General features: G+C 61.9%; 22 protein-coding genes. 11 read left to right on the plus strand and 11 right to left on the minus strand.

The genetic code is table 11. From position 1 onward, the window contains the following. Positions 1 to 2: 2 nt before the first annotated feature. The 7 genes from NKH16_RS20580 to infC form a co-directional block, all read right to left on the minus strand. A complete protein-coding gene (locus NKH16_RS20580; RefSeq protein WP_352744372.1) occupies positions 3 to 587 on the minus strand; it encodes a prolyl hydroxylase family protein in 585 nt (194 codons plus the stop codon). A gap of 12 nt (positions 588 to 599) precedes the next feature. Then, positions 600 to 3,008, minus strand: coding sequence for a phenylalanine--tRNA ligase subunit beta (gene pheT / locus NKH16_RS20585; protein WP_352901532.1), 2,409 nt, complete (start codon positions 3,006 to 3,008; stop codon positions 600 to 602). Between the two features lie 106 nt (positions 3,009 to 3,114). Continuing rightward, positions 3,115 to 4,200, minus strand: coding sequence for a phenylalanine--tRNA ligase subunit alpha (gene pheS, locus NKH16_RS20590; RefSeq protein ID WP_352451635.1), 1,086 nt, complete (start codon positions 4,198 to 4,200; stop codon positions 3,115 to 3,117). Positions 4,201 to 4,296: 96 nt separating this feature from the next. Then, a complete protein-coding gene (gene rplT, locus NKH16_RS20595; protein ID WP_006201247.1) occupies positions 4,297 to 4,698 on the minus strand; it encodes a 50S ribosomal protein L20 in 402 nt (133 codons plus the stop codon). Between the two features lie 147 nt (positions 4,699 to 4,845). Further along, positions 4,846 to 5,049, minus strand: coding sequence for a 50S ribosomal protein L35 (rpmI, locus tag NKH16_RS20600; protein WP_006201248.1), 204 nt, complete (start codon positions 5,047 to 5,049; stop codon positions 4,846 to 4,848). A gap of 191 nt (positions 5,050 to 5,240) precedes the next feature. Continuing rightward, a complete protein-coding gene (locus NKH16_RS20605; RefSeq protein ID WP_023677574.1) occupies positions 5,241 to 5,882 on the minus strand; it encodes a methyltransferase family protein in 642 nt (213 codons plus the stop codon). A gap of 202 nt (positions 5,883 to 6,084) precedes the next feature. Beyond that, positions 6,085 to 6,621 carry a translation initiation factor IF-3 gene (gene infC / locus NKH16_RS20610; RefSeq protein ID WP_023677573.1) on the minus strand — a complete coding sequence of 179 codons (537 nt, stop codon included), beginning with the start codon at positions 6,619 to 6,621 and terminating at the stop codon, positions 6,085 to 6,087. A gap of 215 nt (positions 6,622 to 6,836) precedes the next feature. Between infC and NKH16_RS20615 the strand changes: the two genes are divergently transcribed. Beyond that, positions 6,837 to 7,604 carry an alpha/beta hydrolase gene (locus NKH16_RS20615; protein ID WP_352454792.1) on the plus strand — a complete coding sequence of 256 codons (768 nt, stop codon included), beginning with the start codon at positions 6,837 to 6,839 and terminating at the stop codon, positions 7,602 to 7,604. Positions 7,605 to 7,606: 2 nt separating this feature from the next. On the opposite strand, the gene NKH16_RS20620 is transcribed toward NKH16_RS20615, so the two are convergent. Then, positions 7,607 to 8,620 (minus strand): 1-aminocyclopropane-1-carboxylate deaminase, encoded by a 1,014-nt coding sequence (locus NKH16_RS20620; protein WP_352454793.1) that lies wholly within the window; start codon positions 8,618 to 8,620, stop codon positions 7,607 to 7,609. A 170-nt stretch (positions 8,621 to 8,790) separates the two neighbouring features. Here NKH16_RS20620 and NKH16_RS20625 point away from each other — a divergent pair, with 170 nt between their 5' ends. The 4 genes from NKH16_RS20625 to NKH16_RS20640 all read left to right on the plus strand — a co-directional run bounded on the left by NKH16_RS20625 (position 8,791) and on the right by NKH16_RS20640 (position 11,329). Beyond that, positions 8,791 to 9,255 (plus strand): Lrp/AsnC ligand binding domain-containing protein, encoded by a 465-nt coding sequence (locus tag NKH16_RS20625; RefSeq protein WP_352454794.1) that lies wholly within the window; start codon positions 8,791 to 8,793, stop codon positions 9,253 to 9,255. 258 nt (positions 9,256 to 9,513) lie between these two features. Next, positions 9,514 to 10,002: a DUF2852 domain-containing protein gene (locus NKH16_RS20630; RefSeq protein WP_352451639.1), complete on the plus strand. Its 489-nt coding sequence runs from the start codon at positions 9,514 to 9,516 to the stop codon at positions 10,000 to 10,002. Positions 10,003 to 10,099: 97 nt separating this feature from the next. After that, positions 10,100 to 10,858: a M48 family metallopeptidase gene (locus tag NKH16_RS20635; protein ID WP_352454795.1), complete on the plus strand. Its 759-nt coding sequence runs from the start codon at positions 10,100 to 10,102 to the stop codon at positions 10,856 to 10,858. 3 nt (positions 10,859 to 10,861) lie between these two features. Beyond that, on the plus strand, positions 10,862 to 11,329 hold the full coding sequence (locus tag NKH16_RS20640) for a hypothetical protein (protein ID WP_352743906.1): 468 nt from the start codon (positions 10,862 to 10,864) through the stop codon (positions 11,327 to 11,329). Positions 11,330 to 11,360: 31 nt separating this feature from the next. On the opposite strand, the gene NKH16_RS20645 is transcribed toward NKH16_RS20640, so the two are convergent. Further along, positions 11,361 to 11,579 carry a hypothetical protein gene (locus tag NKH16_RS20645; protein ID WP_023718294.1) on the minus strand — a complete coding sequence of 73 codons (219 nt, stop codon included), beginning with the start codon at positions 11,577 to 11,579 and terminating at the stop codon, positions 11,361 to 11,363. 163 nt (positions 11,580 to 11,742) lie between these two features. On the opposite strand from NKH16_RS20645, the gene NKH16_RS20650 reads away from it, so the two are divergent. The 6 genes from NKH16_RS20650 (at position 11,743) to NKH16_RS20675 (ending at position 17,361) form a co-directional block, all read left to right on the plus strand. After that, positions 11,743 to 12,402: a phosphoribosylanthranilate isomerase gene (locus tag NKH16_RS20650; protein WP_352901587.1), complete on the plus strand. Its 660-nt coding sequence runs from the start codon at positions 11,743 to 11,745 to the stop codon at positions 12,400 to 12,402. A gap of 33 nt (positions 12,403 to 12,435) precedes the next feature. After that, on the plus strand, positions 12,436 to 13,686 hold the full coding sequence (gene trpB, locus NKH16_RS20655) for a tryptophan synthase subunit beta (protein WP_352901539.1): 1,251 nt from the start codon (positions 12,436 to 12,438) through the stop codon (positions 13,684 to 13,686). Between the two features lie 2 nt (positions 13,687 to 13,688). Continuing rightward, a complete protein-coding gene (gene trpA / locus NKH16_RS20660; protein WP_023677563.1) occupies positions 13,689 to 14,528 on the plus strand; it encodes a tryptophan synthase subunit alpha in 840 nt (279 codons plus the stop codon). Positions 14,529 to 14,565: 37 nt separating this feature from the next. Continuing rightward, on the plus strand, positions 14,566 to 15,492 hold the full coding sequence (gene accD / locus NKH16_RS20665; protein WP_352901542.1) for an acetyl-CoA carboxylase, carboxyltransferase subunit beta: 927 nt from the start codon (positions 14,566 to 14,568) through the stop codon (positions 15,490 to 15,492). Between the two features lie 62 nt (positions 15,493 to 15,554). Next, positions 15,555 to 16,880: a bifunctional folylpolyglutamate synthase/dihydrofolate synthase gene (locus NKH16_RS20670; protein WP_352901545.1), complete on the plus strand. Its 1,326-nt coding sequence runs from the start codon at positions 15,555 to 15,557 to the stop codon at positions 16,878 to 16,880. Positions 16,881 to 16,941: 61 nt separating this feature from the next. Next, a complete protein-coding gene (locus tag NKH16_RS20675) occupies positions 16,942 to 17,361 on the plus strand; it encodes a VOC family protein (protein WP_352454801.1) in 420 nt (139 codons plus the stop codon). Positions 17,362 to 17,409: 48 nt separating this feature from the next. Here NKH16_RS20675 and NKH16_RS20680 read toward each other — a convergent pair whose 3' ends face one another. Beyond that, a complete protein-coding gene (locus NKH16_RS20680; RefSeq protein WP_352454802.1) occupies positions 17,410 to 17,691 on the minus strand; it encodes a cupin domain-containing protein in 282 nt (93 codons plus the stop codon). Between the two features lie 132 nt (positions 17,692 to 17,823). Further along, positions 17,824 to 18,147, minus strand: coding sequence for a thioredoxin (gene trxA, locus NKH16_RS20685; protein WP_023677558.1), 324 nt, complete (start codon positions 18,145 to 18,147; stop codon positions 17,824 to 17,826). Positions 18,148 to 18,196 lie beyond the last annotated feature (49 nt).

Here is an 18,196-nt window from a genome sequence, read left to right on the forward strand (position 1 = left end):
TTTCATTGGCGCTTGTACATCACGTCCGTTCGGATGATGTACTTGCGCCCCGACAGCACCTCGTCGCCGCGGTGTTCGATCGGATGATAGAAGGCCAGCGCCATGCCTTTCCTGGGTTTCACCACCAGGCTGGTGCCGGCATAACCCGGCATCTCGCCGCGAAACGAGGTTCCGCCCCCTTCAAATCCATCCGACAGATAGATCATGAAGGTAAACTGGCTGCGCTCCGAGGCATTGCGCTCGAAATAGCCGTCATTGTGCCAATCGAACTTCTGGCCCGGCCCGTAGCGATAGAAGCGGAAACGCTCATTCAGCCCAGTCAGCCGCCAGTCGCCGAGGCCGCGATAGAGCATCGGGCGCGCCCGCGCAAAAAGCAGGTCGGCAAGATCCTCGTCATCAAAAACGACACGGTCGTTGTTGCGGAGTTCCGTCATCACGCTCGCGCCGCCGGCGCTGTTTACCTTGGCTGCCTCAAAACCACGCCGTTCGCTGTCGGCGATCAGATCGGCGCATTCCTGGTCGTCCAGGAACCCATCGACAGTCCCGATATGCGTTGCCAGCCAGTTGATGGAGAGCTTGTGGTCCATCAGAGCATCCCCTTACGTCCGCAGCACGCCGCCGGTCTGCTTGCCGACATTATCGACGATGCGCTTGGCCAGCGCCTCGAAATCCTCATCGGTCAGCGTCTTTTCGACCGGCTGGATCGACACTTCAATGGCGATCGATTTTTTCGCCGCGCCGAGCGCTGCACCCTCGAAAACATCGAACACCGAGACGCCGGAAATCAGCTTCCGGTCGGCGGCAAGGGCGGCGCGAACGAGTGTGCCGGCTTCGACCGCCTTGTCGACGACGAAGGCGAAATCGCGCTTGACCGCCTGGAAGGCGGACAGATCAAGCCTCAGCTTTGTTCGCGTCGGCTTGGCCTTCGGCTCGGGCACGGTATCGATGAACACTTCGAAGCCGCAAAGCGGGCCGGAGACGTCAAGCCCCTCCAGCGTCTTCGGGTGGAACTCGCCAAACGTGCCAAGGATTACCTTCGGCCCAAGCTTGATCGTGCCGGAGCGGCCGGGATGATACCAGGCCGGGCCGCCAGCCTCGATCTGCAGCCGCTCGACCGGCGCGCCGCAGGCTTCGAGTGCTGCGATCGCATCGGCCTTGGCATCGAAGACGCCGACGGCGCCGGCATTGCCGGCCCAATGGCGGCCGGAGCCCTCGAGCCTGGCGGTGCCGCGCCGCACGCCGGCGGCAACGCGCCGCTGCTGGTCGGCACCATCGCCCTCATAAGTGCCCGACACTTCGAACAGCGCGACATCGCCGATGCCCTTGTCGGCATTGCGCTGTGCTGCCGCAATCAGCCCCGGCAGCAGCGACGGCCGCATGTCCGACATATCGGCGGCGATCGGGTTGGCAAGCTTCAGCGCCTGCTGGCCGCCGCCGAACAATTCGGCGTGTTTTGCCGGAATGAACGACCAGGTGACGGCCTCCATCATGCCGCGCACGGCAAGTGCCCGCTTGGCGGCGCGGGTGCGGATCTGCAGCACAGTGAGGATCCTGGCGTTGACCGCATCGTGCGAACCGAGCGGCTGCGGCGCGATGTTGTCGACGCCGTGGATGCGCATGACCTCCTCGACCAGGTCGGCCTTGCCGTCGACATCCGGCCGCCAGGACGGGACCGCCACATTGACGACATCGCCCGTGCCCTCCGGCCTGAAGCCGAGGCGGGCAAGAATGTCGAGGCTTGTCGAGCGCGGCACTTCGATGCCGGTCAGCCGCTTCACTTCCGACAATGGGAACGAGACGATCTTCGGCTGATGGCCGGCATAGCCGACGACTTCGGTTTGCGCCGGCGTACCGCCGCAGAAATCGAGCACCAGCTTCGTTGCCAGCTCCAAGCCGGGAACCATCATTTCCGGGTCGACGCCGCGCTCAAACCGATAGCGCGCGTCGGTGATGATGCCGAGTGTGCGGCCGGTGCGGGCGGTGGTGATCGGGTCCCAAAGCGCCGACTCGATCAGCACGTCGGTGGTGTTCTCGTCGCAGCCGGAATGCTCGCCGCCCATGATGCCGGCAATCGATTCGATGCCGTCCTGGTCGGCGATGACGCACATCTCCGGCGTCAGCGTGTATTCGCGGCCGTCGAGCGACAGCACCTTTTCGCCATCACGCGCCCGGCGCACGGCGAGATTGCCGGTGACCTTCGCAGCGTCGAAGACATGCAGCGGCCGGCCGCGGTCGAAGGTGACGTAATTGGTGATATCGACGAGCGCGCTGATCGGCCTCAAGCCGATGGCGAGAAGCCTTTGCTGCAGCCATTTCGGCGACGGTCCGTTCTTGACGCCGCGCACCAGGCGCAGCGCAAAGCCGGGACAGAGCTCCGGCGCTTCGATCGTCACCTTGACCGGCGTCTCGCCCTTGCCGGGGATCGGCTCTATCGGCGCGCTCTTCAGCGTGCCGAGCCCGCTCGCCGCCAGATCGCGGGCGATGCCATGGACACTGGTCGCATCCGGCCGGTTCGGCGTCAGATTGATCTCGATCAGCGGGTCGTCGAGATGGGCATAGGCGGCGAAGCTGGTACCGACCGGCGCATCGGCAGGAAGGTCGATGATGCCGTCATGCTCCTCGGACAATTGGAGCTCGCGCTCGGAGCACATCATGCCGTGGCTTTCAACGCCGCGGATCTTGCCGACGGTCAGCGTCACGTCGATGCCGGGAATATAGGTGCCCGGTGCTGCAAAGGCGCCGACCAGGCCCGCGCGGGCGTTCGGCGCTCCACACACGACCTGCACCGGCGGCTTGCCGTCGCCGGTGTCGACGGTCAGCACGCGAAGCCGGTCGGCGTCGGGATGCTGGACCGCCGTCAGCACCTTGGCGATGACGAAGGGGGCCAGGCTCGCCCGGTCGTCGACATGCTCGACCTCGAGGCCGATCGAGGTGAGACGCTCGACAATTTCCGCCAGCGAGGCGTCGGTCTCGAGATGATCCTTGAGCCAGGAGAGGGTGAGTTTCATGACTGTGTTCCGTCTGGTCTGGGCACGCTGCACTTGAAGCTATGCGGCCGCGCGTCGGACATGTGCAGGAAGGCGAGCTGCCCGCGGATTTGCTGCGGCCCGGTCGTCACGCGCTCAAGCCCCCGAACAGCGTCGGCATGTCAAGCGGCCTAAAACCGTAATGCGACAGCCAGCGCACATCGGCGTCGAAGAAGGCGCGCAGATCCGGCATGCCGTATTTCAGCATGGCGATGCGGTCGATGCCCATGCCCCAGGCGAAGCCCTGGTATTCGTCAGGATCGAGGCCACCGTAACGGAGCACATTGGGGTGCACCATGCCGCAGCCGAGAATCTCCATCCAGTCCGAGCCTTCGCCGAAGCGCACTTCGCCGGGCCGCGAACGGTCGCACTGGATGTCGACCTCGAGGCTGGGCTCGGTAAACGGGAAGAAGGACGGCCGGAAGCGCATCTTGACGCTCGGCACCTCGAAGAAGGCCTTGCAGAACTCCTCCAGCACCCATTTCATGTTGGCGACGTTGGCCGACTTGTCGATCACCAGCCCCTCGACCTGATGGAACATCGGCGAGTGGGTGGCATCGGAATCCTGCCGGTAGGTCTTGCCGGGAATGACGATGCGGATCGGCGGCTTCTGCATCTCCATGGTGCGGATCTGCACCGGCGAGGTGTGGGTGCGCAAAAGCTTGCGCTCCCCCTGCTCGTCCGGCTGGAAGAAGAACGTGTCGTGCATCTCGCGCGCCGGGTGGCCTTCCGGGAAGTTCAGCGAGGTGAAATTGTAATAGTCGGTCTCGATGTCCGGACCTTCGGCGATGGCAAAGCCGAGATCGCCGAAAATCGCCGCGATCTCGTCGATGACCTGGCTGATCGGATGGATGCGGCCGCGTTCGGCCGGCGATTGCCTGACCGGCAAGCTGACGTCGACCTTCTCGGCGGCAAGCCGTGCCGTGATCGCCACATCTTTCAGCTCGGCGCGGCGCGCCGAAAGTGCCTCGGTGACGCGGTTCTTGAGCCCGTTGATTGCCGGGCCCTTGACCTGTCGCTCCTCGGCGCTCATCGAGCCGAGCGTCTTCAGCATCTCGGAAACCGAGCCCTTCTTGCCGAGGGCCGAGACACGCACCGCCTCGATCGCCTGCTCGTCGGCGGCCGAGGCGATCTCGGCCATCAGGGAATTTTCGAGAGTTTCCATGTCACTCATGTTCCATATCCGATTGGAAGCAAAGAAAAACCCGCGCCAGCCCTGCCAGCGCGGGTTTCCCAAATCAAGTGTCGAATAGCTTGGGAAGCGCTGGTCTTAAGCGACAGCGCTTTCAAAAGCATTCGGCGTGGTATTCTTCAGGTATTCGAGCGCGACCTTGGCCTTGGCCACGAGTGCGGCGAAGGCCTGCGGCTCGTGGATGGCCATGTCCGACAGGATCTTGCGATCGATCTCGATCCCGGCCTTGTTGAGACCGTCGATGAAACGGCCATAGGTCAGGCCATGCTCATGCGTCGCCGCATTGATGCGCTGGATCCACAGCGCGCGGAACGAACGCTTGCGATTCTTGCGGTCGCGATAGGCGTACTGCAGCGACTTTTCCACCGCCTGCTTGGCGATGCGAATGGTGTTCTTGCGGCGGCCGTAAAAACCCTTGGCGGCTTTCAGGACCTTCTTGTGCTTGGCGTGCGAGGTGACGCCTCTCTTTACGCGTGCCATGTCATGATCTCCTTAAAAGCAATTCCAGGAAAAGTGCCTGGCGGTTTTCCGTTCGGAATTGCGTAAAACAAATGCGTGTCCAGACCGAATGCTCTTATTTTGGCGCATGATGTTTCCAAAAAGTCTGCAACTTTTTGGCATCATGCCCTAGAGGCCGTTCGGCAGAAAATTCTTGATGACCTTCTTGCCATCCGGTTCAGCCAGAACCATCGTGCCGCGGGCATTTCGAATGAACTTGTTGGAACGCTTGATCATGCCGTGACGCTTGCCGGCCGCAGCCGACAGAACTTTACCCGTACCTGTGATCTTGAACCGCTTCTTGGCGGCCGATTTGGTCTTCATCTTGGGCATTTTGCTACTCCGTTTATATGCGCACCAATGCGCTTTTTGTTTGCTTCAGGCCGACCAAAGCCCGAAAAGCAAATGAAACCGCCACGGCATGCCCTGCCGGGCGGTTTTTTGGGAACGGCGGTCCTATACGTCAAAGCGGGAGCGCGTGCAACACCCCGTGCTCAGCAACACTGTACTCAGCAACACTGTACTCAGGGGAAACGGAACAGCACCGGCAATATGCCGGACTGCTGGGCGCCGTCGATCAGTTCGAAAGCCGGCAAGGCAACGAGGAACACCAGCCCGTCCAGCAGCGTGGTTCGCAGCAGGCGCGGCTTGAAGCTGCCGGTGTCGCCTTCCTGATACAGCGACAGTTTCGGGAAGAAGCGCGGCACTTTCGCCAGGTAGGCCTGGTATGGCGCGCCGAGAGCCTGCTTGAGGAATTTCTCCTCGCGCAGGATAACGATGTAAAAGGCACCCGCGCAGAGCGCTCCAAAGCCGATCGTGGCGGTGATGGAGCCGATCTGTGCGCCGACACCGGCGGCAGCTAAAGTAGAGAAGACATAGAGTGGGTTGCGCGTAATCGAATACGGTCCGCCGGTCACCACTTCGGAGGATTTGCGACCGCCGATATAGAGCGTCGACCACAAGCGTCCGACAATGCCGAGAAAGATCAGCACGACGCCAACCATTTCGATTGTTTCATGCACAGGCGTATCGGGCGGAAAAACCGACTGCCCGAACAAAAGCATCGCGAACAGGACGACGACGACGACGGCAAGCACCATCCTGCGCGTGTGCTGGTAGCTGCCCAGCCCATATTTGGCTTCCGAATGCTTGACGTCATTGACCATGTCGGGAATCCGATCGTCGAGGGAACCAGAGCGTCGTTGCTCTCGCCGGCGATCGCAGCGTCTGGTCAAGAAAACAGGCGCCCCGCCGATCGCCGGGACGCCTTGCAACATGATTCAGGCGGATTTTATGCACGTCGCCCAAAAGTGCGCAGCGGTTTTGCGACAACGACATGCACAAAACAGAACTAAAGCGCAACGCGCTTTAGCGGGGCGCCAGCACCATCATCATCTGGCGGCCTTCGAGCTTCGGTTCGGCTTCGACCTTGGCGATGGGCGCCACTTCCTCGCGAACCTTGTTCAGAAGCTGCATGCCGAGTTCCATATGCGCCATCTCGCGACCGCGGAAGCGCAATGTCAGCTTGACCTTGTCGCCTTCCTCGAAAAAGCGCCGGACGGCCTTCATCTTGGTCTCATAGTCGTGGCTGTCGATGTTCGGGCGCATCTTGATCTCCTTGATCTCGATGACCTTCTGGTTCTTGCGCGCCTCGGCCGCCTTCTTCTGGTTGGCGTATTTCAGCTTGCCGAGATCGAGGATTTTTACGACGGGCGGCACTGCATTGGGCGATATCTCGACCAGATCGAGCCCCGCCTCTTCGGCGAGCAGCAATGCGTCGTTGATGGAGACATCGCCGCGGTTCTGGCCTTCGGCGTCGATTAGCTGGACCCGGGGAACCCGGATGTCACGGTTGGAGCGCGGGCCTTCCTTGGTGGGCGCCGCTGCTTTGAAAGGTCTGCGAATGGTCGTGGTCTCCTTGAGCCGTTTCGTTAAGGGGTTCTTCAGTTCAGAATTGCGAACGCGCAATGTGGTGAGCGCGCGGTCGGAGTCAATAGCACAGCATTCTCAGGAAATCACCTGCCCGATGGAATGCTCCTCTGCACCAAGCGAAGAAAGTGGCGGAGCACTTTTCGTTGAATGCCTTGCTGTGCCAAAAGACCGGCGTGAGGGAATACACCATGAGCACCACCCCGATCTTCCTGGACGTCGACGGGACGAGCATCGCCGTCAGGCATGCGGCAGGTGCCGAGCCCGGTATCGTCTGGCTTGGCGGCTACAAATCGGACATGCTGGGCACCAAGGCCGAAACATTGTCGGAATGGACGCGCAAAGAAGGCCGCGCCTTTCTCCGCCACGATTATTCCGGCCACGGCGAATCGGGTGGCGCCTTTGCCGACGGCACCATCTCGAAATGGCTGGGCGAGAGCCTGGCCGTTTACCGCCGTTTCACCCAGGGCAGGCAAATCCTGGTCGGCTCGTCGATGGGCGCGTGGATCGCGCTGCGCATGGTGCAGGAATTGCGCAAGGCGGGCGAGAACAGCGTCGCCGGCCTTGTGCTGCTGGCCCCGGCGCCCGATTTCACATTCGAACTGGTGGAGCCGGTGCTGACCGGGGCGCAGAAGCGCAACCTCAGGAAAAAGGGCTTTTTCGAGGAGCCGTCGGACTATTCCGCCGAACCGTACATCTACACGCGCGCACTGATCGAGGACGGCCGCAACAACCGGGTGATGACCGGGCCGATCGACACGCACTGTCCGGTCCACATCCTGCAAGGGCTGGCCGATCCCGACGTGCCGTCGAGCCATGCGCTGAAGCTGGTCAGCCTGCTGCCGGCCGACGACGTCACGCTGTCGCTCATTCCGGACGGCGACCACCGCCTGTCGCGGCCGCAGGATCTCGACATGCTGGTGCGGGCGGTGGACGCGATGGTGCGGCAGGCGGGATAGATTCAGCCGTTGCGGAACGTATAAGCATATCCGTTGATGGCCGGAGCGCCGCCAAGGTGGGCGTAGAGCACTTTCGATCCCTTGGGAAAATAACCCTTGCTCACGAGATCGATCATGCCCTGCATGGATTTTCCCTCATAGACCGGATCCGTGATCATGCCTTCAAGACGCGCGCAGAGACGGATTGCTTCCTTCGTCTCCTGCGAGGGGACGCCGTAGACCGGATAGGCATAATCTTCGATCAGGACGACATCGTTCTCATCGAGATCCTTGCCGAGTTCGACCAGCGTCGCGGTGCTCTGCGCGATCTTGAGCACTTGCGCCTTGGTCTGCGCCGGGGTGCAGGATGCGTCGATGCCGATCACCTTGCGCTCGCGGCCGTCCTTGGCGAAGCCGACCAGCATGCCGGCGTGAGTCGAACCGGTGACGGTACAAACGACGATGTAGTCGAAGGCGAAGCCGAGCTCCTTCTCCTGCGCGCGGACCTCCTCGGCAAAGCCGACATAGCCCAGGCCGCCATATTTGTGTACCGAAGCCCCGGCCGGAATTGGATAGGGTTTGCCACCCTTGGCCTTCACATCCGCGATTGCCTGTTCCCAGCTTTCCCTAATCCCGATGTCGAAACCCTCATCGACCATCTGGACATCAGCGCCCATGATCCGGCTCAAAAGGATATTGCCGACGCGATCGTAGACGGCGTCCTCGTGGGGCACCCAGCTTTCCTGCACGAGGCGGCATTTCATGCCGATCTTCGCCGCGACGGCCGCCACCATGCGCGTATGGTTGGATTGGACGCCACCGATCGACACCAGCGTGTCGGCGTTTGAGGCGATCGCGTCCGGGACGATGTATTCGAGCTTGCGCAGTTTATTGCCACCGAAGGCAAGGCCGGAATTGCAATCCTCCCGCTTGGCATAGAGATCGACCTTCCCGCCGAGATGACCACCAAGCCGCTCCAGTTTCTCGATATGGGTCGGCCCGAATGTGAGCGGATAACGTTCGAATTTCTCGAGCATGAGAGTGCCCTCGCTTGTTCCATTCATTGCGGTGTGGTGCGATGAACACTATCAGCTCTGCCGTGAAATGTACTCTCAAAGATCGAGCCCAGAATATCCAAAATATCGCTTCATGGCATTGAAATGTCATATATATTCGAGTCTTAATCCGAATAACGGAAGAATCTTTCATGCGCGCAGCGCTCGACCGGATCGACCTGAAAATGTTGCGCCTGCTCCAGGGCAATGGGCGACTGACCAATGCGGAGCTGGCGCAGTCGGTCGCTGTTAGCCCGGCGACGTGCCACCGCCGGACGCAACGCCTGTTCGATGAAGGCTACATCAGCCATGTCAGGGCGATGGTGACCCCGCAGAAGGTCGACAGAGGCGCGTTGGTGATGGTTGGCGTCGTACTCGACCGTTCGACCCCGGAGAGTTTCGCGGAATTCGAAAAGGCCGTCGCCAAGCTGAAATTCATCCTCGACTGCCATCTGGTGGCAGGCGACTTCGACTATTTTCTGAAGATCAGGGTTGGTGACATGGCGGATTTCAACCGAATCCACGGGGACCAATTGATCGCACTGCCTGGCGTTCGCCAGACGAGAACCTTCTTCGTGATGAAAGAGGTCGTCGACAATGCGCCTCTGGATTTTTGAACGGACGGCTTCGAAGCGTCAAACCATTGCACTCAGCCAGCAGACGCGATCGGCGCTGGATTTTCACTGCAGAACCGTCGGCGACATTGCCCCCTTACGGGGTCTGGCTGCTCTTTTCCTCGAAAAGCTCAAAAAGCGATAATCATTTCAGCCGCTTGTCCGGTTTTGGCGGCTGCTGTCTTGAATCGCCGTTTTCTTCATCCCATTTCGATTCCACGCAGCCGGAATTGGCTGTCTCCAACTGAAGGATTGGGAGAAATGAACACATCTGCATTGATCCGTCCGGCCTGGACGCCGGCGACCATCGCGTTGATGGTGATCGGGTTCATGGTGTTCTGGCCGCTCGGCTTAGCCATGCTCGCCTACATCATCTGGGGCGACCGGCTCGAGGGCTTCAAGCGCGACGTCAACCGCGCCACCGACGGCATCTTCGCCGGTTGCCGCCGCGGTTCCGACAGGGCCGCGCGCTGGGGCCATGGCTCCGCACGCACCGGCAACGTCGCTTTCGACGACTGGCGCGAAAAGGAACTCGAGCGGCTTGCCGAGGAACGCCGCAAGCTCGACGAGATGCTGAGCGAGTTCGATGAATATGCCCGCGAATTGCGCCGCGCCAAGGACCAGGAAGAGTTCGATCGCTTCATGGCCAACCGCAACAAGTCGACGTCGCCCACGACGGGTGGGTCAACTGGCTCGACGACGAACAACAAACGCGGCGGCAACTCCACGCCAGGCCTGCTCGACGAGTAAGGTCCCGTGCCCAGATAGATAATCCAACGGCGTCGCGTTAGCGGCGCCGTTTCTTTTTTGTTCTAGTCGTTTCCCTCGAATCACGTATCGTCCCGGAATGTCCTTCGGCTTCTTCCGCACCCCGACGAAACCCAAGCCCACGCCCGTCGTGGAGCGCGAGCATTGCGTTGCCGGCCGCACGCTGCCGCTCAAGATCGTCGAGAACGACCGGGCGCGGCGCCTGACGCTGCGCATCGATTCCGGCGGCCGTGGTCTGCGCATCACCGTGCCGCCGGGGCTGCGCCGCGGCGAGGTGGAAAAATTCCTCGACCGCCATCAGGACTGGCTGGAGCAAAGGCTGGCCAAGGTACCCAACCGGCCGCAAGTGCGGCCCGGCATCAAGGTACCGGTGCGCGGCGTGCCGCATCGCATCGTCCATGAACCGTCGAAACGCGGAACCGTCACGCTGTCGCGCGACGATCGCGGGCCGCTGATGATCGTGCATGGCGAACGCGTGCATCTGCCGCGCCGCATCGCCGATTTCCTGAAGCGCGAAGCCAAGCGCGAGATCGAAGCGCTGGTGACCAAACACAGTGCGGCGGTCGGCAAGCGCGCCAAGGCGATCCGCTTCAAGGATACGTCGAGCCGCTGGGGATCGTGCACGTCGGATGGCAATCTGTCGTTTTCCTGGCGCATCATGATGGCGCCGCGGCCGGTGATAAACTACCTCGTCGCGCATGAGGTGGCGCATCTCAAGGAGATGAACCACGGCCCGAAATTCTGGAAACTATGCGAGCAGCTTTGCCCGGATACCGAGCGCTGCAAGGATTGGCTCAAGCGCAATGGCGGCGCGCTGCAGGCGATCGCGTTCGAGTGATTGATGCCTGCGCGGATCGAATACCGGCTGATTGGAGCGGGCTGGGCGATGTGCGATGTCACGGTTGGGGACCTTCAGGCGACCGTGTCGGCGTCTTATCTGGGCGATGCCCTCAACGAGCTGCTTGGCGCCACGCTGAACGCGCTGAAAGGCACCAGGTATTCGGTCGCACGCTTCTGTGATGAACCCGGTGAGTATCGCTTCGTACTGGTGCCGGAAGGCGCTTTTGTCAGAGTGCAGATACTGGAATTTTCAGAAATCTGGTCTGACGAGCCAGACGACTTCGGCGAGGTGAAACTTGAAGCCACATGCGGGTTGCGAGAGTTCGCAGAAGCAGTTCTCAGTGCCGCGCGTGAGGTTTTAAACACACATGGCCTCGAAGGTTATAAGGAAAACTGGCGCAAACATGACTTTCCGTTGGAGGCCATGAACAACCTAAGTCGCGCGTTGAGAGGAGGAACACTCCATTGACAGAGTGCGCTTTTGATCAGGGCTTAATTGCTCAATCGTCATTCGCCGCGTTCAACTCCTCCGGCCGCAACCCCTCATCGACATGGCGCGGCCAGGGCAAGAAATCCTTCTCGAAGCCATCGTTGCTGAAATAAGCCAGCGCCCGGTGCGCCTCGGCGCCATTGAAGGCTGCCTTGTCCATCAAATGAGCGATGACCTCATGGGCCTGCGCCAGCTTTTGCCTGAGTTCCGCGACGGTCTTTTCCGGCATGATCTTTGTTCTCCCGCCTCTGTGCCTGAGCAAGTAGCGTTGCGCTCTTATATTAGCAAGGCAGCGCGTTGCGCTCTTACTTAGCAAGGTAGCGCGTTCCGCGCTGGCGGCAAACGGGATGCTTTTTCTCGACTCTTTGGCCGTTTCGTGCCAATCCCGCGCCATGGCGCTCGACATCAAGATATGCGGGTTGAAGACCGACAAGGCACTGGCCGCGGCATTGGCCGGCGGCGCCAGCCATGTCGGCTTCATTTTCTTTGCCAAAAGCCCGCGCTACGTCGAGCCGGCGGAAGCCGGCCGCCTGCGCGAAGCAGCGCGCGGCAAGGCCAAGGCGGTTGCGGTGACGGTCGACGCCGGCGATGCGTTCCTGGACGAGATCGTCGAAAAAATGCAGCCCGACATGCTGCAGCTTCACGGCGCCGAAACACCCGACCGGGTGGCCGATCTGACGGCGCGCTACGGCCTGCCGGTGATCAAGGCGCTGCCGGTCAGCGAGGCTGCCGATCTCGGGCGGGTCAAAGCCTTCATCGGCATTGCCGACCGTTTCCTGTTCGACGCCAAGCCGCCCAAAGGTTCGGAGCTGCCGGGCGGCAACGGTCTTGCCTTCGACTGGCGCATTCTGGCCGGCCTTGACGCCGGCGTCGATTACATGCTTTCCGGTGGGCTCAATGCCGGCAATATCGGCGACGCCCTTCGGCTCGTGAACCCGCCCGGAATAGATGTTTCTTCGGGCGTGGAGAGCGCGCCGGGCGTCAAGGAACCGGCGCTGATCGAACAATTTTTCCGCGCCGTCGGGGCAGCACGCGACAACCGCGCCGCCTGACCACGCTTCAAACCACAGACCAGGAGATCGGCGATGGACAAGCCGGCGATACCGAATTCCTTCCGCACCGGCCCCGACGAGCAGGGCATGTTCGGCATTTTTGGCGGTCGTTTCGTTGCCGAAACGCTGATGCCGCTGATCCTTGAGCTGGAGCGGCACTGGAACGAGGTCAAGAACGACCCGGATTTCAAGGCCGAGCTGACCGATCTCTCGACGCATTACGCCGGGCGGCCTTCGAAGCTCTATTTCGCCGAAGGCCTGACCAGGCATCTTCGTGAGGTGTCCTCGGCGAAGGGCCTCGGCGGCGGCGCAAAGGTCTATTTCAAGCGCGAGGACCTGAACCACACCGGCTCGCACAAGATTAACAACTGCCTCGGCCAGATCCTGCTCGCCAAGCGCATGGGCAAGACGCGGATCATCGCCGAGACCGGCGCCGGCCAGCATGGCGTCGCGTCCGCTACGGTGGCGGCGCGCTTCGGCCTACCCTGTATTGTCTATATGGGCGCGACCGATGTCGCCCGGCAAAGCCCCAACGTCTTTCGCATGAAGCTTCTGGGCGCCGAGGTGCGGCCGGTGACGGCCGGCCACGGCACGCTGAAGGACGCCATGAACGAGGCCCTGCGCGACTGGGTGACCAATGTCGAGGACACCTACTACCTGATCGGCACCGCCGCCGGCCCGCATCCCTATCCGGAGTTGGTGCGCGACTTCCAGTCGGTTATCGGCACGGAGGCGCGCGCCCAGATCCTCGAGCAGGAAGGCCGACTGCCGGACACCATCATCGCTTGTGTCGGCGGCGGTTCCAACGCCCTCGGCCTGTTCCATCCCTTCCTCGATGACAGGCAGGTTCGCATCATCGGCGTCGAAGCCGGCGGCCGCGGCCTCGACGGCATCGAACATTGCGCCTCGATGAATGCCGGCGCGCCCGGCGTGCTGCATGGCAACCGTACCTACCTCCTGCAGAACGCCGACGGCCAGATCATGGACGGCCACTCGATCTCGGCCGGCCTCGACTATCCCGGCGTTGGGCCGGAGCACTCATGGCTGCGCGATTCCGGCCGCGTCGACTATGTGCCGATCCTCGACGACGAGGCGCTGGAGGCGTTCCAGCTGACGACACGCGTCGAGGGCATCATTCCGGCGCTGGAATCGGCCCATGCCATCGCACAGGCGGTGAAGATCGTGCCTGATATGGACAAGGACCAGATCGTCATCGTCAACCTGTCGGGCCGCGGCGACAAGGACGTGCATACGGTGGCCAATATGCTGGGCATGGAGATCTGATCATGGCCACCCGTATCGACCGCCGCATGGCAAAGCTGAAGGCCGAGGGGCGACCGGCACTCGTCACCTATTTCATGGGCGGCGATCCGGACTACGACACGTCCCTGTCGATCATGAAGGCGCTGCCCGGCGCCGGCAGCGACATCATCGAGTTAGGCATGCCGTTTTCCGATCCGATGGCCGACGGCCCGGCGATCCAGGCGGCCGGCCTGCGGGCGCTGAAGGGCGGCCAGACCTTGGTCAAGACGCTGAAGATGGCCTCGGAATTCCGCGCCGGCGACAGTGAAACGCCGATCGTCTTGATGGGCTATTACAATCCGATCTACATCTACGGCGTCGAGCGCTTCCTGAGCGATGCGCTGGCCAGCGGTATAGACGGGCTGATCGTCGTCGACCTGCCGCCTGAGATGGACGAGGAACTTTGTATCCCGGCACTCAAGGCCGGCATCAATTTCATCCGGCTGGCGACGCCGACCACCGACGACAAGCGCCTGCCCAAGGTGCTGCAGAACACCTCCGGCTTCGTCTATTATGTGTCGATGACCGGTATCACCGGTTCGGCGCTGGCCGACACCGGCAAGGTGGCGGCAGCGGTTAAGCGCATCAAGAGCCATACCGACCTGCCGGTCTGCGTCGGCTTCGGCGTCAAGACCGCAGAGCAGGCGCGCACCATCGGCGCGTCGGCCGACGGCGTCGTTGTCGGCACCGCGATTGTCAATGCCGTCGCCAACGTGCTCGGGCCGAAGGGCGAAAAGACCGCCGATCCGGCCGAGGCCGTCGCCACGCTGGTCAGCGGGCTTTCGCAAGGGGTTCGCGCGGCTCGCCTTGCTGCGGCCGAATAATCTTCCTACGTCTTCTTAAGGGACAGGAGCCGAAGCGATGAACTGGATCACCAATTACGTCCGTCCGAAGATCAATTCGATGCTCGGCCGCCGCACCGACATGCCGGAAAACCTGTGGATCAAGGATCCCGAGACCGGCGAAATGGTGTTCCACAAGGATCTGGAGCAGAACCAGTTCGTCATCCCGTCCTCCGGCCACCACATGAAGATCTCGGCCAAGGAACGGCTGAAATTCTTCCTCGACGACGGCAAATACGAGACACTGGAAAACCCCAAGGTGGTGCAGGATCCACTGAAGTTCCGCGACGAGAAGCGCTATGTGGACCGGCTGAAGGATGCCAAGGCCAAGACCGGCCTGGAAGATGCCATCATCAATGCGCTGGGTACGGTCGAAGGCCTGCCGGTGGTGGTGACGGTGCAGGATTTTGCCTTCATGGGCGGCTCGCTCGGCATGGCGGCCGGCGACGCCATCGTGCATGGTTTCGAGGTCGCCTTGCAGCGCAAGCGGCCGCTGATCCTGTTTGCGGCCTCCGGCGGCGCCCGAATGCAGGAAGGCATCCTGTCGCTGATGCAGCTGCCACGGACCACGATCGGCGTTGACAGGCTGAAGGAGGCCAGCCTCCCCTATATCGTCGTCCTGACCAACCCGACAACCGGCGGCGTCACCGCCTCCTACGCCATGCTGGGCGACGTGCATATTGCCGAGCCCGGCGCCCTGATCGGCTTTGCCGGACCGCGCGTCATCGAGCAGACCATCCGCGAAAAGCTGCCCGACGGCTTCCAGCGCGCCGAATATCTGATGGAACACGGCATGGTCGACATGGTGGTGTCGCGGCTGGAGATGCGCCAGACGGTTGCGCGGCTGCTGAGAATGCTGCTCAAGCTGCCGGAAGAGCAAAACCCGCGGGAGCCGGAAATCCTGCCGCCGGTGGCGATACCGGCCGAAGCCCGGCCGCAAACCTGACGCGACATCACGCGGCGCGAGCGGCTGTTGTGTGCCGTTGTGCGCGCGCGTAGGATTCCTTCATGACCACGCTTGCCGCCGACCGCGAAATCGAAAGCCTGATGGCGCTTCACCCGAAGGGCTTCGACCTTTCGCTCGACCGCATTTCGCGGCTGCTCGAGCGGCTCGGCAATCCGCAGGACCAGCTGCCGCCGGTCATCCACATCGCCGGCACCAACGGCAAGGGCTCCTGTGCTGCTTTTTCACGGGCGCTGCTCGAAGCCGCCGGCTACCGCGTCCACGTCCACACCTCGCCACATCTGGTGAACTGGCACGAGCGCTACCGGCTGGCCGCAGATGCCGGCGGCAGGCTGGTGGACGACAAGGTCTTCGTCGAAGCCATCGCCCGCGTCGCCAAAGCCAATCAAGGCCAGAAGATCACCGTCTTCGAAATCCTCACCGCCGTCACCTTCCTGCTGTTTTCCGAACATCCGGCCGATGCCGTCATCCTCGAGGTTGGCCTTGGCGGCCGCTTCGACGCCACCAATGTCATCGCCGAGCCGGCCGTGTCGGTGATCATGCCGGTGTCGCTCGACCACGAAGCCTATCTCGGCGACCGCGTCGAGCTGATCGCCGCCGAAAAGGCCGGCATCATCAAGCGCGGATGCCCGGTCGTCATCGGCGCGCAGGAAAGCGAGACGGCGCAGCAGGTGCTCATCGAAACCGCCGAGCGGCTCGACTGCCCCGCCTTCGTCTATGGCCAGGATTTCCTTGCCTATGAGGAAAACGGCCGCATGGTCTATCAGGACGAAGACGGATTGATGGACCTGCCGCCGCCGCGCCTGCCGGGGCGCCATCAATTCGCCAATGCGGCGGCGGCGATCGCGGCGGTCAAGGCGGCGGGCTTCGAGATCAGCCACCGCGCTGCCGAGAAGGCGATGGCGAATGTTGCCTGGCCGGGCCGCATGCAAAAGCTGCCGCAAGGACGGCTGAGCGAACTGGCGCCGAAGGGCGCCGACATCTGGCTCGACGGCGGCCACAATCCCGGCGCTGGCGTGGTCGTCGCCGAGGCGCTGGCCGAGCAGGAGGAAAAGAACCCACGTCCGCTGTTCCTGATCTCGGGCATGATCAACACCAAGGACCAGAGCGGCTATTTCCGCGCCTTCAAAGGGCTGGTCCGGCATGTCTACACCGTGCCGGTGAGCCTGAGCGACGCGGGCGTGCCGAACGACGAGCTGGCGACCCGCGCCATTGAGGCCGGCCTGTCGGCCGAACCGGTCAGTTCCGTCGCCAATGCGCTGATGCTGCTGCGCGACACATGGGACGGACCGCCGCCGCGCATCCTGATTGGCGGGTCACTTTACCTGGCCGGCGCGGTATTGGCCGAAAACGGCACGCCGCCGGTTTGAGGCGTGCTTCAGCCGGGCCACGGTGACGCCACATTTATCAGACCACCGCGAGGAGCCAATCATGATCAAGGTAAAGCAGCTCGCTCACGTTTGCATTTTCGCGAATGACCTGGAGATGACGCGAAGCTTCTATCGGGACGTCCTCGGCATGGACACCCAGTTCAATTTCCTGCGCGACGGGAAGATTTTCGGCTTCTACCTCAATTGCGGCAGCCGTAGCCATGTCGAGGTGTTCCAGAAAGACGGCGCCAGCTATGGCGACTTGAACCAGATCAACCACTTCTGCCTCGAAGTGGAAAACATCGACGCCGCGATCGCCCATCTGAGGTCAAAGGGCGTTGATGTCACTTCAAAGAAACGCGCGTGCGATGACACCTACCAGGCTTGGATCCGCGACCCCAACGGCGTGAAGATCGAACTGTTTGAATATACTGAGAAAAGCGCACAATTCGTCGGTGGCGATCGTATCGCGGATTGGTGATCGCGCCTCGCCGGGACAATTGTAGCGGCGCAGCCGATGGTAGGTGGACTACCTCAGCTCGACCTCGATGAAGGCGAATTCGCCATCGTTTGCGCTGATGACGTCATGTTCGACGCCCTCGTTGCGGAAATACGGCGTGCCCTTCTTCATCTCGGCAAAGGATTCGCCATCCTTGGTCAGGAGCTTCACCTTGCCGTCGGTCAACGGCACGATCACATAGTCGTGGCCATGGCGATGCCAGCCGGTGTTGTCTCCCGGGGCGAAGCGGTATTCGGTGACGATGACGCGCTCATTGTCGATGAAGACGGTGGCCTTGGCGGATCCGGTCATATCGCTTCTCCTTTGAATTCAGAAGAGAAGAATACCGGGCGGCAAGCCGCGAGTGCCAGAGCGGCCCACCAATGACGCCAGCAAAAGAAGGCCCGGCGCGAGGCCGGGCTTTTCTGCAAAATTTTGATCGGATCAGGCGAGGCTGCCGTTGATCCAGTGCGACAATGCCGTTTTCGGCGCAGCACCGACCTTCATGTCGGCGACTTCACCGCCCTTGAAAATCATCAGCGTCGGGATCGAGCGTACGCCGAACTGCGCGGCCAGCTCAGGATTCTCGTCTATGTTGAGCTTGGCGATCTTTATCTTGCTGCCGAGTTCGATGGCGATGTCCTCGAGCGCCGGGGCGATCATCTTGCACGGGCCGCACCATTCCGCCCAGAAATCGACCACGACCGGCTCCTTGGCGTTGAGCACGTCGGCCTGGAAATTGCTCTTGTCGACCTTGACGGTGGCCATGCTGAGATCCTTTCGATTTGTTCGTCGCACCAAATGTGGTGGTGATCGC

This window comes from Mesorhizobium sp. M1307, from assembly GCF_040318155.1.
Taxonomy (GTDB): domain Bacteria; phylum Pseudomonadota; class Alphaproteobacteria; order Rhizobiales; family Rhizobiaceae; genus Mesorhizobium.

Coding starts and splice junctions, on each gene's coding strand:
- NKH16_RS20645 (WP_023718294.1), bottom strand. CDS start 11,579: ATGCCGGAAAAGACCGTCGCGGAACTCAGGCAAAAGCTGGCGCAGGCC.
- pheT (WP_352901532.1), bottom strand. CDS start 3,008: ATGAAACTCACCCTCTCCTGGCTCAAGGATCATCTCGAGACCGACGCC.
- pheS (WP_352451635.1), bottom strand. CDS start 4,200: ATGAGTGACATGGAAACTCTCGAAAATTCCCTGATGGCCGAGATCGCC.
- NKH16_RS20620 (WP_352454793.1), bottom strand. CDS start 8,620: ATGCTCGAGAAATTCGAACGTTATCCGCTCACATTCGGGCCGACCCAT.
- NKH16_RS20640 (WP_352743906.1), top strand. CDS start 10,862: ATGCCTGCGCGGATCGAATACCGGCTGATTGGAGCGGGCTGGGCGATG.
- trpA (WP_023677563.1), top strand. CDS start 13,689: ATGGCCACCCGTATCGACCGCCGCATGGCAAAGCTGAAGGCCGAGGGG.
- trpB (WP_352901539.1), top strand. CDS start 12,436: ATGGACAAGCCGGCGATACCGAATTCCTTCCGCACCGGCCCCGACGAG.
- NKH16_RS20670 (WP_352901545.1), top strand. CDS start 15,555: ATGACCACGCTTGCCGCCGACCGCGAAATCGAAAGCCTGATGGCGCTT.
- NKH16_RS20605 (WP_023677574.1), bottom strand. CDS start 5,882: ATGGTCAATGACGTCAAGCATTCGGAAGCCAAATATGGGCTGGGCAGC.
- rplT (WP_006201247.1), bottom strand. CDS start 4,698: ATGGCACGCGTAAAGAGAGGCGTCACCTCGCACGCCAAGCACAAGAAG.
- rpmI (WP_006201248.1), bottom strand. CDS start 5,049: ATGCCCAAGATGAAGACCAAATCGGCCGCCAAGAAGCGGTTCAAGATC.
- NKH16_RS20615 (WP_352454792.1), top strand. CDS start 6,837: ATGAGCACCACCCCGATCTTCCTGGACGTCGACGGGACGAGCATCGCC.
- NKH16_RS20635 (WP_352454795.1), top strand. CDS start 10,100: ATGTCCTTCGGCTTCTTCCGCACCCCGACGAAACCCAAGCCCACGCCC.
- NKH16_RS20625 (WP_352454794.1), top strand. CDS start 8,791: ATGCGCGCAGCGCTCGACCGGATCGACCTGAAAATGTTGCGCCTGCTC.
- NKH16_RS20680 (WP_352454802.1), bottom strand. CDS start 17,691: ATGACCGGATCCGCCAAGGCCACCGTCTTCATCGACAATGAGCGCGTC.
- NKH16_RS20630 (WP_352451639.1), top strand. CDS start 9,514: ATGAACACATCTGCATTGATCCGTCCGGCCTGGACGCCGGCGACCATC.
- NKH16_RS20580 (WP_352744372.1), bottom strand. CDS start 587: ATGGACCACAAGCTCTCCATCAACTGGCTGGCAACGCATATCGGGACT.
- NKH16_RS20650 (WP_352901587.1), top strand. CDS start 11,743: ATGGCGCTCGACATCAAGATATGCGGGTTGAAGACCGACAAGGCACTG.
- NKH16_RS20675 (WP_352454801.1), top strand. CDS start 16,942: ATGATCAAGGTAAAGCAGCTCGCTCACGTTTGCATTTTCGCGAATGAC.
- accD (WP_352901542.1), top strand. CDS start 14,566: ATGAACTGGATCACCAATTACGTCCGTCCGAAGATCAATTCGATGCTC.
- trxA (WP_023677558.1), bottom strand. CDS start 18,147: ATGGCCACCGTCAAGGTCGACAAGAGCAATTTCCAGGCCGACGTGCTC.